General features: G+C 65.0%; 12 protein-coding genes. 8 read left to right on the top strand and 4 right to left on the bottom strand.

Features of this window, described 5'->3' with window-relative positions:
- Positions 1-30: 30 nt before the first annotated feature.
- On the bottom strand, positions 31-840 hold the full coding sequence (locus RBB46_RS18180; protein ID WP_306030443.1) for a HugZ family protein: 810 nt from the start codon (positions 838-840) through the stop codon (positions 31-33).
- Between the two features lie 196 nt (positions 841-1036).
- On the opposite strand from RBB46_RS18180, the gene RBB46_RS18175 reads away from it, so the two are divergent.
- From RBB46_RS18175 to RBB46_RS18160, 4 genes are all read left to right on the top strand, one after another.
- On the top strand, positions 1037-1552 hold the full coding sequence (locus tag RBB46_RS18175) for a BA14K family protein (protein ID WP_306030442.1): 516 nt from the start codon (positions 1037-1039) through the stop codon (positions 1550-1552).
- Between the two features lie 180 nt (positions 1553-1732).
- On the top strand, positions 1733-2236 hold the full coding sequence (locus tag RBB46_RS18170; RefSeq protein WP_306030441.1) for a BA14K family protein: 504 nt from the start codon (positions 1733-1735) through the stop codon (positions 2234-2236).
- A 207-nt stretch (positions 2237-2443) separates the two neighbouring features.
- Complete coding sequence (locus RBB46_RS18165) at positions 2444-2923, top strand: BA14K family protein (RefSeq protein ID WP_306030440.1); 480 nt, start codon at positions 2444-2446, stop codon at positions 2921-2923.
- A gap of 196 nt (positions 2924-3119) precedes the next feature.
- Positions 3120-4382, top strand: a complete 1263-nt coding sequence (locus RBB46_RS18160; RefSeq protein ID WP_306030439.1) for an amidase — start codon at positions 3120-3122, stop codon at positions 4380-4382.
- Between the two features lie 77 nt (positions 4383-4459).
- On the opposite strand, the gene RBB46_RS18155 is transcribed toward RBB46_RS18160, so the two are convergent.
- The 3 genes from RBB46_RS18155 to tsaA all read right to left on the bottom strand — a co-directional run bounded on the left by RBB46_RS18155 (position 4460) and on the right by tsaA (position 7629).
- Complete coding sequence (locus RBB46_RS18155; RefSeq protein ID WP_306030438.1) at positions 4460-5545, bottom strand: DUF2336 domain-containing protein; 1086 nt, start codon at positions 5543-5545, stop codon at positions 4460-4462.
- A 769-nt stretch (positions 5546-6314) separates the two neighbouring features.
- Entirely contained in the window at positions 6315-6929 is a 615-nt protein-coding gene (locus tag RBB46_RS18150) for an FMN-dependent NADH-azoreductase (protein ID WP_306030437.1), read from the bottom strand.
- Positions 6930-7125: 196 nt separating this feature from the next.
- Entirely contained in the window at positions 7126-7629 is a 504-nt protein-coding gene (gene tsaA, locus RBB46_RS18145) for a tRNA (N6-threonylcarbamoyladenosine(37)-N6)-methyltransferase TrmO (RefSeq protein ID WP_306030436.1), read from the bottom strand.
- 308 nt (positions 7630-7937) lie between these two features.
- Here tsaA and RBB46_RS18140 point away from each other — a divergent pair, with 308 nt between their 5' ends.
- From RBB46_RS18140 to metF, 4 genes are all read left to right on the top strand, one after another.
- The gene (locus tag RBB46_RS18140) at positions 7938-9020 is read left to right on the top strand and encodes a DUF2336 domain-containing protein (RefSeq protein ID WP_306030435.1); all 1083 of its coding nucleotides are present in this window, start codon (positions 7938-7940) and stop codon (positions 9018-9020) included.
- Positions 9021-9144: 124 nt separating this feature from the next.
- Positions 9145-11448 (top strand): mechanosensitive ion channel family protein, encoded by a 2304-nt coding sequence (locus RBB46_RS18135; protein WP_306030434.1) that lies wholly within the window; start codon positions 9145-9147, stop codon positions 11446-11448.
- A 333-nt stretch (positions 11449-11781) separates the two neighbouring features.
- The gene (locus RBB46_RS18130; protein WP_306030433.1) at positions 11782-12792 is read left to right on the top strand and encodes a metalloregulator ArsR/SmtB family transcription factor; all 1011 of its coding nucleotides are present in this window, start codon (positions 11782-11784) and stop codon (positions 12790-12792) included.
- A gap of 1 nt (position 12793) precedes the next feature.
- Positions 12794-13711 carry a methylenetetrahydrofolate reductase [NAD(P)H] gene (gene metF, locus RBB46_RS18125; RefSeq protein WP_306030432.1) on the top strand — a complete coding sequence of 306 codons (918 nt, stop codon included), beginning with the start codon at positions 12794-12796 and terminating at the stop codon, positions 13709-13711.
- Positions 13712-13718 lie beyond the last annotated feature (7 nt).

The raw sequence follows: 13718 nt of genomic DNA, 5'->3' as shown, positions 1-13718 counted from the left end.
CCCGGGCGGTTCAAATGCGTGCAAGGGTGATCATTCAACACCCCTTGCCTGTTTCGCAAGGGCGACCAGCCGAGGACGCAGGTCCCCCGCGCTTTCCAGCGGCGGTGAGAAAACGAGCCGGGCGACCTTGTCGCCGTCGACGAAATCGAGCCCCTCCGGATCGATCGCCGACAGTAGCCATGCCCCCTCGCCGGCCTTGGCAAGCCTTTCGGCATAAAGCTGCACGGCATCAAGATGGTCCTCGTGCATATGCGCGATTGCCCCGGCCTCCATCGCTGCGAGCCCGGCCAGCCCCGCACTCTCGACCAGAAGATCCCGTGGCGAGAGCAGATAGGCCTTGCCGAAGCCGCCGTTGAGGTTCGCGCGCACCGGGCGCACCCGGTAGAACGCGAAATCGGGGAAATCGACATAGAGCTTCGCCTTCGGATGCCGGGCCAGGTAGCGGCGGCGGATATCGGCAAGGGCCGGATCGCCCGCGTCCACCTTCTCCGCCTCGGCCACGATGCTCAGGCGCGGATGGGCGAGCGGGTCGCCCTTGCCCGGCTCCCCGACGAGAAGCGAGCAACGTCGGTCGTCGGCCAGGGCCCTGGTGTGCTGCGACAGGGTCGAGACGAGCATCACCGGCGTGCCGTCCATCTCGGTGGCCAGAGCCACGCGAGAGACGAAGGGCGAGCCGTCCTGCGGATCGAGAACGGCCAGCCCTCCGTAGCGGGCCGTCCGCATCAGCTTGCGGGCAAGGCCCCGTGCCTCGTCATCCGTCGGCCGGATCGTCTGGGGACGGTCTGCCGGAGCGGACCCCACCTCGGGATTGTCTGTCGTCGGTCGGTCGGATGCGGCCATGGAACACCTCGGCATTGTCAGGTCATCGTGTTTCTGGCTTGCGCATCGGGTGCGTGGCTGCTCCGACTTTTGCCTTGCAACCGCGGTCTTTGCAACGCGGACACGCCTTCCACCTCGACATGGCGGGTCATCCTCTCGCCACATTGGAGGCAATCGTTAAGGGTCACTGTCAACCGGCCTGGAAGGAGGAATCCCGATGAAAAGGGCAACCGGCCTTGTGCCGCACAAACTCGCCCGCTGGCTCCTTGGCGGCACGCTTGCCACCGCGATGGCGCTGGCGGCAAACATGGCAACGCCCACGGCTGCAGCGGCCGACCACATCCGCCCCGCCCTCCCCGGCGCATCGCTCGTCTATGTTGGCGGACGCCGGCACCATTACCGCCACAGGCACTATCGTCCCCGCCATTGGGGGCACAGGGACTGGCGCTACAGGCATCATCGCCGATACCGCCCCTATCGTCGCAGCGGCGTCTATTTCGGGTATGGCGGCAACGGCGCGGCGGCAGTATTTGGTCTCGCGACCGGCGCCATCCTCGGTCAGGCGCTTGGCGGCCCCCAATACATCGACCCGCCTGTTCGCCGTGTCTATCGCGGCCGATACGCCCCCTGGACGCCAGCATGGTACAGCTACTGCGCACGCAAGTACCGCAGCTTCAATCCCGAGACCGGATACTTCCTGGCCTATTCGGGTCGCTACCGGTTCTGTCGCTAGCCTCGGCATCCGCCGGATGCACGAGACGGGCTTCGGGCCGGGGTGACGGGGATTTTCCTGCGGCGAGGAGGGAATTCGAACCTGAACGCCAGATGAACGGGCATCTCATGAAGGGTTCAAGCTGAGCATGGCATTGTCGCGATACTGAAACACTCTCGCAGCCCCGAAGGGACCTGACCCATGGCTTTCAAGCGTCTCACCTCCCGCGTTCTCGCAGTTGCCCTGGCCAGCGCGATGGCTCTGCCGGCGGCGGTTTCCGTCGCGGAGGCCGGTGACGGTCACCGCAACTGGCGCAACCACGGCGGCCATCACAAGACCTTCCGCCACCGTCGCCATCGCGGCGGCAACCACCGCGGCAACGACGTCGGCGCGGCGGTCGCCCTGGGTGTCATCGGCCTTGCCACCGGTGCCATCATCGGCGGCGCGCTGAGCGCCCCGCGGGCAGAGCCCGAGATCATCTACGATCCGCGCTATCCCCGTCACTACGGTGGCGGCGTCGAGTATTTCGACCCGGCCGACCGACGCGCCGGCTACCGCCCGGCAGCACCGGTCGTCGAGTATGATGCCTATCCCGCGCCCTATTCGGGCGAATGGTATCGCTACTGCGCCGAGAAGTACCGCAGCTTCAATCCGCGGACCGGCACCTACACCACCTATTCCGGCGAACAGCGCGTCTGCCGGTAATCAGACCGAACGGCCAGGAAGGATGGAACCTTCCTGGCTGCTGGTCCGTTGAAGCTAAAGCCGAACCGGCATCCCGGGCATTCCCTCGGGCCATGGCAGTCGGCGACCGAATACCAGTTCGACTGGCATCGCCGGCAGCGGCCAAAGCTGAACGTTGGCATCGCCTCCATGGCGAAACCGCCTCGCAGTCCTGAAGGGAACCGAAACATGGTTTTCAAGCATCTCGCGTTTCACGTCTTCGCAGCCGTCCTCGCCGGCGCGATGGTTCTGCCGGCAGCTTCCCTTGCCAGCCCCGCCGGGGGCAGCTACGGCAGCAGTGTCGCGACAGGCCTTCCGGCCGGCGTGGTCCTCGCCCAGACGGTGCCCGGCCGCGAGGATCATGCCGATCCGGATTACCTTTATCCGCACGAGATGCCGGGTGGCGGAATTCGCAAGAACAGTCGCAACTACCGCGACGGCTGGAGCTACCGTGATCGCCGGGGGTACCGCAATGACCGGCGCTATCGCGATCGCCGGGACTATCGTGACCGGCGCTACCGACCCGCACCGCCTCCGGTCGTCAATCGCGGCGGCCTGCGGCCCTGGACCCCGGCGTGGTATGCCTATTGTTCCTCGCGGTATCGCAGCTTCAATCCCCGCACCGGCACCTACACCACCTATTCGGGCCAGCAGCGCCTTTGCAGGTGAGGGCACAGCCTTGCGGCAAAGACCGGAAGACCGGCACGCATGCGTGCCGGTCTGTTTCGTTGCGTGAACGCTTTTCTTCGCGACAAGATTGCATTGCGGGCACAACCTGTTTCTCGCACGGCCGACCTGACGGCGAAACCACTTGAAACACCGGCATTTAGTTGCAAGATCACGGTTCCGCGATCTGGAGAATCCAATGCTGTCAGCCCTTGAACTCGCGAAAGCCCTCCATTCCGGAAGCCGTCGACTCGACGATGTTTACCGGGAAATCGCGGAGCGGGTCGAGATCCGCGAGCCGGACGTCCGCGCCTTCGTGGTTCGGGATGTCGAGGCCGCACTCCGGGCGGGACAGGCGGCAACCGGTCCGCTGATGGGCCTGCCCATGGCGATCAAGGACAATATCGACACCGGCGACATGCCGACGGCCTACGGATCGCCCATCCACAAGGACCATCGGCCTGCCGTCGACGCCGCCATCGTCGCGCTGGCGCGCCGCGCCGGCGCCGCCATCATCGGCAAGACCGTGACGACGGAGTTCGCCTTCTTTCAACCCGGACCGACGCGCAATCCCGGCAATCTCGACCACACGCCGGGCGGGTCGTCCTCGGGCTCGGCCGCCGGTATCGCTGCGGGGTTCTTCCCCCTGGCGCTCGGCACCCAGACCGGCGGTTCCGTGGTGCGGCCGGCGGCGTTCTGCGGCATCGCCGGTTTCAAGCCGTCTTTCGGCCACCTGCCGGTGGTCGGGGTGAAGATCTTCTCCTGGACGCTCGACACGCTGGGCCTGTTCGGCAAGGGGATTGCCGATGTTGCCTTCGGCGCCGGTATCCTGGCCGGCCGCGACTGGCGGGTCGACACGATGGTGCCCACGCCGCCCCGGATCGGGCTGATCGAGCCCCAACCCTGGGCACAGGCCGACGACGACATGCTCGCCGCCCTTGACACGGCGCGCGCGCTGGCGGAGCGTGCCGGCGCGCCCTTGCAACGCGTATCGCTGCCGCCGGTTTTCCGAGAGGCCTTCGCCGCTCACAAGGTGATCCAGGACTACGAGGCGACGCGCGCGCTCGCCGCCGAGTTCGACAAGGCAAGCGGGATGCTGAGCCCGGTCCTGCGCGAGACGCTGCAGGAAGGAGCAACGATCGACGCCGAGGCCTATGACGCGGCCCAGGAAATCGCCGCGCAAGCGCGTCGGGCCCAGGCAGACCTGATGTCCCAGGTCGATGTGCTGATGATGCCCTCTGCACCCGGCGCCGCCCCAGCCGGACTGGCCTCGACCGGCTCGTCCGTCTTCAACCGCGTCTGGACCCTGATGGGCGCGCCCGCGGTCAATGTGCCCGGCCTGCACAATGCGGCGGGCCTGCCGCTGGGCATCCAGCTTGTCGGGGCCTACGGCCGCGATCGTGCGACACTACAAGCCGCGCACTGGCTGGAAGGGAATTTCGTCGCCAGGGGAGACGCCTGACCGGCACCCGCCGCAAGGACGATCATCGCAACGCTTCGGAAAGGCACGAGGGGTCCTTGCATCTGCAGCCAGGCGCTTCAGGCGCCCGGCGGCGCGACGGGAAGCTTCAGCTTCTTCGCCATCGCCTTGAACGAGGCGACCGCCTCCTCGAGCGAGAGAGCTGCGTATTTGCGCGAGGATTCGCTCGCTGCCGCAGATGACAGTCGCATCCGCTTGCCGCGCATGCGGGCAATCTTCACATAGGCCTCGTCCGAGACACCGCTCAGCCGGCAGAGGAAGAACAGCGGCTGCTCCTCTTCACGATAGACCAGCGGCACCACCACGTTCTCCGGCCAGCCGACCTTGCGGGCGAGAAGCTGGCCGAGATCGAAGGCCCGTTCCTTGTCGGCGAACGCCCCTACAGCTACGTCCATGGGGACGGATCCGTCGATCGCCCCGTCAATGAGCGTCGCCGTCTTCGACTTGGCGCCCTGGAACTCGCGCAGCTGTATCTCGACCTCGTTCTTCGTCCGCTCGGCAATCGCCTTGACCAGCGTCGGGTTGGCATTTTGCTCGCGGATACGCTGTGCCTGCTCCTTCGACAGGAACGGCACCAGGCGCTCGGCCGCGGTCTCGGGCAGGTCCTTGCGCTCGCACAAGGCATTCTGCAGGTCGCTGTCCTTGCGGGCCCGGGCGACCAGCAGGTCGAAACTGTCCGCGCCGATCGCCGCACCGGCATTGCCCAGCATCTGGCACAGGATCGCCGGATCGCCACGCTGGGCGATGACGCGGGTGAGGACGGGCTTGAGTCCCTGGCGCTTGCAGATCAGCGACAGATGCGCACCGGAGACCGTGCCCGCCACTTCGGCGAGCTCATCGTCCGCAAGTGTCCGGTTGCGCTCCAGAACGGGTTTTGCAACCCCGATGTCCTCGTCGGCGGCAAGCGCCTTCAGGAGATTTTTCGGCGCACCGGCCTCGACACAGATCTTTTCCGACATGCCGGTCCGGGCCTCGACCTGAAGTCTGTCCAGCACCCGCAGGACCACATCGCCGAAGATCAGGCTGACGCGATCGCGCTCGTCCTCGCCGGCACGCAGGAAAAGATCGGTCAGCGCCGTCACCAGTTCACCTGAGCTTTCCGCGGAACCCTCGCGTGCCAACTCTGTCAGTTGCACAGCGTTCATCGTCGACCCTTCTCGTTCATCTACAAGAAAACATAGGTCGAACCGGTTTCTCTCCCGTTAACCCGTCCGTAGAAACCGCAGTTTTCCGCCACGAAAGCCGTAAGTACATGAGTTTTCGTCCCTTTTTGAACCTTCATCCTACGGAAGTTTACGTAGGTCTGATATTGCACCGCACAACAACTTGTTGGCGCAGCACTTGTCCCCTGCGATCGCCCTTGCGACATATCGGCAATCGAAACGGCGCCGGCAGCCTGCAAATCCCCCGCTCCACTGCGAATCCTGACAGGGCCGCAAAACCTTTTCGCGGCCACGATGCAACGCAGCATCTTTTTCGCTTTGCCGGCTTGGCGCGGTAACTTATTGTTCACGTATCGAGAGACTGCGGGAGGCCACGAAATGACACTTGTCCGCAACATGAATCTCTTCGCCGTATGCGCGGCTTTCGTCTTTGTCGCAGCCATTGTGGTTGGCGCGATCTAGGACAGAACAACAAGCGCCGGAAGCCCCGGCGCGACAAGGCGGCTCCTGCGTAGATTCGAGCCGCTTGCCAACAAAAAGAACAACCCGAGGCAGGAATTTTCGGAATTTTGTCTGCTGCGATATCGACGCAGCAACGGACGCACCTGACCGCGCAGGCACGACGGCACGCCTGCAACCCGATTGTGTCGGTGTCGGATCGGGGCGCAACCAATATCAAAGCCCGGGCAGATCCCTGCCCGGGCTTTTTGACTCCGCACTGCTTGAGTTCGTGCCGCGATGGCCGGCGGCCTCAGGCTGCGATCAGCCGGTTGGCGGTCACATCCGCCTGCTGCTCCGCCTCGTGGACGCGGGTCTCGCCGGCAACCATAAGCTGGTCGGCGGCCACCACGGAGACGTCGGTGATGCCGATGAAGGCGAGCACATGCTTGAGATAGCCCGAGGCGAAATCGATCTCCGACCCGACCTGGGTGCCGCCCGAAGCCAGCACGATGATCGCCTTCTTGCCTTTCAGCAGGCCGACAGGACCTGCCTCGCTGTAGCTGAACGTCTCACGCGCACGGGCAACAAGATCGATCCAGGCCTTCAGCGCCGCCGGAATACCGAAATTGTAAACCGGAACGCCGAGGACCAGCACATCCGCGGCCCTGAGTTCGGCCACCAGCGTATCGGACAGGGCAAGACGCGCCTTCTGTTCGGGTGAGCGCTCGGAGGGATCCGTGAAGTTGGCGCCGACCCAGGCTTCGTCGACAACCGGAAGGCCCGCCGCGACATCGCGGGAGATGGTGGTAACCGATACGCTTCCCTCGGCAAGGCCGGCAATGACGCGATCGGCGAGCCGGCGGGTGATCGAACCGTCGCGACGTGCGGAGGATTCGACGTTCAGGACGGTCAGGGACTTGCTCATGACATTCTCCGGATAGGGGGGCGCAGGCATGCGCCGTTCTGTGAAACCGAAGATATGTCGATGCAGGAACTGCGATTAGGCCTCTTTTTGTGAACGAACCTTTCAGCGTCCTGCGTCTTCGGGCCGAAGGCAGGGAAGTCCAGCGTCAACGGATGACGATGGCAGAAGTCGGACGCCGGCATAAAGCGATGCCGGCTCAGTCCTTGCGCCAGCCCACCTCCGCCCCCGGAACGCTGTCGGTGGTGGCGAAATACGGCTTGATGTCGACCAGCGGCGTACCGTGCAGACAATCGAGACCACGCACCAGGAAACCGTCATCGGTCATGTCCAGACGCTCGACGACGGAAAGCGAGACCGGGTTCGGCCGGACCGGCGTGCGCAGCGCGAAACAACCATGGGCCCGGCTGGCGAATCTCGGCGCCTGGACAATGAGATCGCGGCGCGCCTCATGCATCCAGTAGAGCAGGAAGAGATGACTGCAGGTCTCGACCGATGTCAGTCCCTCCAGATAATCCGGCTTCAGCACCACCCGGCAGATCTCGCGGCTCTGGCGGCCATTGCGCGGGCACTCCCCGCGCGTCTTCCAGGGGGTCTCGACATGGCCGATGAAAACGATACCGGCATCCGCGGCAAGCCCCGCCGGATCCCTCTCAAGTTCGATCTCTCCGGCGCGCGCCGGCATTGCCGTCTTGTCGCTCATGATACCTCTTTCCCGGCCCCTGCCGGCAATGTCGCATGGTTCGCTCGCATTTTTTCAGGGTCCGTTGCAGCACGTAGTTCCCGTGTCCCGGATAGGGTTCAAACGGCCTGCCGTCACGACTGGCCGAGGGACAACGACAAGTGCAGTCCGGGCAATTTTCCAGTCCTCGGCATTTTAATCAAAACAGGCTCAAAATTTATCTAAAGTCTTTGAAAATAAAGATAATTAATTAGATGTCGCTCTGAATTTTTGTTTATTCGACTCATGCTACCTCAGACCGACGAAGCCAATCGCTCAGGGAAATAGCAATGTCAAACATGTCTACTACGGAGCTCGTGAACTTCGAGGCACTGGCCAACGAGAACGACATGTCGCGCCGCAACGAGCTGGCGCGCAACGTGGCGACCCTGTTCTCGCTGACCTCCGAAAAATGCTCCGAGGAGCAGATCGAGGTTTACGATTCCGTCCTCGTGCGCCTGTCCGACATGGTCGAGATGCAAGCCCGTGCGTTCATCGCGGGCCGCCTGGCATCCCTGCGCCGCGCCCCCGAGGCAACGATCCGCCGCCTCGCCAATGACGAAATCGAGGTGGCCAAGCCGGTTCTGGAAAACTCGACCATCTTGCGCGACACCGACCTTGTCGAGATCTCGATGAAGCGGAGCGAGGACCACCGCGTGGCGATCGCCGCTCGCGAAATCCTCTCCGACATGGTCACCGACGTCCTGGTCGAAACCGGCGGCTCCGCCGTGCACCAGACGGTCGCGCGCAACGGCGGCGCGAGCCTGTCGAGCAAGGGTGTGCTTGGCCTTATCCAGGCATCGGGCCTGGACGAGGACCTGCAGATGGCCCTTGCAAACCGTTCCGATCTCGACGAGCAGGCCGTCTCGACGCTTGCGTCCCTTGCCAGCGAACGGGTCCGCATGCGCCTCCTCGAGGCGAACACGGGCGCGGATGGAGAAGTGCCCCAGGCAGCGCGCGTGGCGGCCCAGAAACTCTCCAACGACTTCTGGCTGGGGCGCTACGACTTCGAAACGGCAATGGGGCGCGTGATGACGCTCGCCCGGGGGCCGGGCATCGATGAGGACACGCTGGTTCATTTCGCGGAGGAAGACCGCTTCGCGGAGGCCGTCGCGACGTTCGCGATGATCGGTGACATCGGCATCGAGGAAGCCAAGCACTGGATGGTGCGATCCGACACCGATCCGTTCCTGATCGTCGCCAAGGCCGCAAACCTCGATGTATCGACAGTGGAAAAACTGCTTAAGGTCGGTCCCTGGCGCTACCGCCTGCGCGAGCCGGACCGTGCCCGGATCGTTGCCCGCTTCAAGGGCATCAATCCGCAGTCGGCACGGATGCTGGTGAACCAGTGGCACAGCCGGGTCGCCTGCTGAGGCACCCGCCAGACAAATTGAACCGTCCCACCCGGACTTGCCGCTTGCCTTCGCGGCGCGTCTGGGATCGAATTCGCCTCGCCGACCCGCTTGGGCCGGCGCGGCTGGTTCGGGGGAATGGCACATGCAGGAACATCGCGGCACATCGGCACCGGTCCTGCGCGCCGCAGGCGGGGCCCAGGGTCTGCGCCTCCGGGGACGCCTCCTTTCCCTTTCACGCCGTGCGCGCGCTGCCTGGGCGTTGCTCTTCTGTCTCCTGGCAACACCCGTCACCGCCCAGGACAACGCCGTTTCCATGATGGAAATGGCCGGCGATCGCGAACATGTCCGCCTGGCCCTGCAGGTGCGCGACGCACTGGGCCGTGCGGTTGCCTCCCTTTCCGACTTTCCCGTACTTGCCCGCCAGATGCTGGCCAGTCGTTCCCCCGACGGAACGACCGACTGGCTCTGGACCGTTGCCATCGTGCTTGCCCTGGCGATCGTTGCCGGCTTCGGCGCGCTGCGGCTGACAGAGCGCTGGGGACGACAGAAGTTCCGCACCGTCTACGGAACGCCCCCCCGCGACCGGTCGGCAAGGATTGCCTGCCTTCTTGCCACGGCCGTGCTGATGGCTTTCGCGGTGCTCGCCTTCGCGGCGGCCGCCACGATGGTCACGCTGATCTTCGTTTCCGGGCATCCGGCCGCCCGCGTCTCGGTCTTCATCGCGCTGGAATCCGTGGTGCTGGTTCTCGGCCTGCGGCTCGTTCTCCACGCCGTTCTGGCGCCGCGCAGCCCGGCATTCAGGATGTTCGATCTCACGGACCGGGAGGCCATGGGCCTCTACCGTTCGATCCTCGGGGTCGGCGCGCTGACGGCCGCCATGGTCGCCCTGTGCGAGTGGATGAAAGCCATGGGCCTCGACGAGAACGCCCACAGGCTGGTGGTTCTTGCCACGGTCGGCCTCACCTGCCTGACCCTGTCGGGAGTGATTGTCGTCTACCGGGCCGCCTTCAACCGGCTGATTCACGACGATGCCGGGCAAGGCGGCGGCACCGGCCTTGCCCGGCGTATCGTCTCGCTTGTCTGGCTGCCGGCTCTCCTGGTCTATTTCCTCGCTGCCTTCCTCGTCTCCGGCAGCCGTGTCCTCCTCGACAAGCCGGCCGCGCTGGGACTGGTCGGCGCGCCCGTGATCTCCGTGCTGATCTGGGCCGCCACCTACGGCGTCCTTCTCCTGCTGATCGACCGGATGCTCCTGCCCCGCCTCGACAGCGACACCGGCCGGCAAAAGCTCCTGGACGATATCGCCCGGGCCGATGAAACCGCTGGCGAAATGCCCGACCAGGACGCCAACCGCGCCCAGGCCGCGGCCGAAGCGATCGAGGCGGAAGACCGGCGTTCGCCCTATCGCGACCTGCTCGACCATGGTGCGATGATCCTGTCGCTGGTGATCGCGCTCGGCTACCTGATCCTGCGCTGGGGCATTCGCATCTCCGACGACAGTTCGATCGTCGCCAACCTGTTCGAGATCGGCGTTATCGTTTTCCTCGGCTACATGGCCTACCGGGCGGTCGAGATCGCCATTGATCACCAGATCCGGCTCGAGGGCGGAAACGCGGCTCCCAGCGAGGACGCGGAAGTGGGCGGGGCCGGCGAAAGCAGGCTCGCCACCCTGTTGCCGATCTTCCGCAACTTCCTGCTGATCTCGATCGTCGTCATCGCCGGAATGGTGGCGCTGTCGCAGCTCGGCGTGAACATCGCGCCGATCTTCGCCGGTGCCGGCGTCGTTGGCCTCGCCGTCGGCTTCGGGGCGCAAACGCTGATACGCGACATCTTCTCCGGTGCCTTCTTCCTGATCGACGATGCCTTCCGCAAGGGAGAGTACATCGACATCGGCGACGTGAAGGGAACGGTCGAGAAGATCTCCATCCGCTCGATGCAGTTGCGCCACCACAATGGCCCGCTCAACACCGTGCCCTTCGGCGAGATCAAGTTCGTCAAGAACTTCTCCCGCGACTGGGCTGTCATGAAGCTCGCCTTCCGTGTCACCTATGACACGGACGTGGAAAAGATGCGCAAGCTGATCAAGAAATTCGGCCAGGAGCTGCTCGAGCATCCCGACTACGGCCCGAAATTCCTGCAGCCAGTGAAATCGCAGGGCGTCACCGCGCTCGAGGACTCCGCCATGATCGTCCGGGTCAAGTTCATGACCCGGCCGGGCGACCAGTTCGAACTTCGCAAGGTGGTCTATTCCGGCATCCGCGATCTGTGCGAGGCCGCCGGCATCCACTTCGCCCACCGCGAAGTCACGGTGCGCGTCGCCCAGGAGCCCGGCGACACGCGCCAGTTCTCCGAAGCGGAGAAAAAAGCGATCGCCGGAGCCGTGCTGCCGGCCCTCGACCCGCAGCAGGGCCAGGCCCCCTCCGGGGCGGGAGCCGCCGACGGACGGTAGCAGGATTTCCGATTTCGGAGCACGCCACAGCCTCACGCCTCATTCCCGCAAGCGTCCACCATGGTTCCGCCCGGCGCGCCACCCCGGGGCGTGTGCCCCGCGCACCGTCAGGACGCGAGCCTTTGCTGCCGCGGAACACCCATCGCGCCGCCTGCGTGAACGCATACCCTCCCCCCGCTTTCGAGCGCGCGCGCCATCGTTCCACGACAGGCTCATCCTGACTGTCCCCAGTGACGACCGGATCGACTCTTGATTTTCGTCGAATACAGGTATAAAGATATCTTTATATCTTCCTAGGAGATCAACCCCGAAACCCGGGCAGCGAGGACACCAATGACCAGGGAGCCGCTCCTGAGCGCCGAACAGCTTCTTGCAGGCCTGCGCACGGTCGGCGAGGACACGCGCTTGCGCCTGTTGGCGCTGCTGGCCGACGGCGAGCTGACGGTCAAGGACGCGACTGTCATCCTTGGCCAGAGCCAGCCACGCATTTCCCGCCACCTGAAGCTCCTGACCGAGGCCGGCCTCGTCCAGCGTTTTCCCGAAGGTGCCTGGGTTTTCTATCGGCTCGGCGACGGTGCCATGGGCGATCTCGCCCGCCTGCTCCTGTCGCGGCTCGACCCGGACGATACGGTGCTCGCCGGCGATCGGGTGCGCCTGGCCGCCACGCGCCGCGCCAAGGCGGAAGCCGCGGCGGCCTTCTTCGCCTCCCGTGCCCAGACCTGGGACCAGGAGCGCTCGCTGCACGTGCCGGAGGCGGCCGTCGAGGCGACGATTCGCGAGCTTGTCGGCGATCGCCCCTTCCGCTCGCTTCTCGATCTGGGCACCGGCACCGGCAGCCTGATCTCCCTGTTTGCCGGCCAGTACGAGCAGGCTGTCGGCCTCGACGCCAGCCACGACATGCTGACGGTGGCGCGCGCCAACCTCGCCCGCCAGGGTCTGAGGAACGTGCAGGTTCGCCAGGGCGACATCTACGCGCTCAACGTGCCCGCCGAAAGTCATGACCTCATTACCTTGCACCAGGTGCTGCATTTCCTCGACGATCCCGGCCGGGCCATCGAGGAGGCCGCCCGCGTTCTGCGTCCCGCCGGACGTCTGCTGATCGTCGACTTCGCCCCGCACGAGCTGGAATTCCTGCGTGACGCCCACGCCCATCGCCGTCTCGGCTTTTCGCACGAGCAGATGGATCGCTGGCTGCACGAGGCCGGGCTCGACGTGGTCGAGGTCCGCGATCTCAACGCCGAGGCCGGCGAGACCGACCGGCTCACCGTGACGATCTGGCTCGCCCGCGATCCGCGCATCGTTTCCGATCTACCCGAATTGAACCTGACCCAGGAGGTCGCCTGACATGTCTTCCATCGACAAATTCCGCCGCTTCGAGCTGGACGAAGGTGCGGGGGTTTCCGTCTCCTTCGAGTTTTTCCCGCCGAAGAGCGAAAAGATGGAAGCCTCGCTGTGGGCAGCCGTCCAGCGGCTTGAGCCGCTGTCGCCCTCCTTCGTCTCCGTCACCTACGGCGCCGGCGGCTCCACCCGCGAGCGCACCCATCGCACCGTCGAGCGGCTGATCAAGGAGACCGGCCTTGCCCCGGCCGCCCACCTGACATGCGTGGGTGCATCGCGCGAGGAGGTCGACGCCGTCGTGCGCGATTATCACGAGCTTGGCGTGCGGCACATCGTGGCGCTGCGCGGCGACCCGCTCGAGGGGCTGGGCGCGATCTACAATCCGCACCCGCAGGGCTATGCCTACGGTTCGGACCTTGTCGCCGGCATCCGCCGCGTCTCAGAGGATTTCGAGGTCTCCGTCTCCGCCTATCCGGAGCGCCACCCGGAAAGCCCAGACTGGGCGTCCGAGATCGACAACCTGAAGCGCAAGGTCGATGCCGGCGCGACCCGGGCGATCACCCAGTATTTCTTCGACAACAACCTGTTCGAGACCTTCCTGGAAAAGGTGCGTGCGGCCGGCATCTCCATCCCGGTGGTTCCCGGCATCCTGCCGATCGTCAATTTCGAGACGACCATGGTGTTCTCAGCCAAATGCGGCACCTCGATCCCGCACTGGCTGGCCAGGCGCTTCGCCGGCCTCGACCAGGATGCGGAAACCCGCAAGCTGGTCGCTTCGGCGGTGGCCTGCGAGCAGGTGCTCGATCTGGTCGACCGCGGCATCACCGACTTCCATTTCTACACGATGAATCGTGCAGACCTGACTTTCGCGATTTGCCACATGCTGGGCCTGCGCCCGGCTCCCCTGGAACAGCAGGCGGCCTGAGAGACAT

The organism is Stappia sp. MMSF_3263, assembly GCF_030733745.1.
GTDB lineage: Bacteria > Pseudomonadota > Alphaproteobacteria > Rhizobiales > Stappiaceae > Stappia.
Note: the sequence above shows the minus strand (reverse complement) of the source record. Positions and strands in the feature narration are given on the sequence as shown.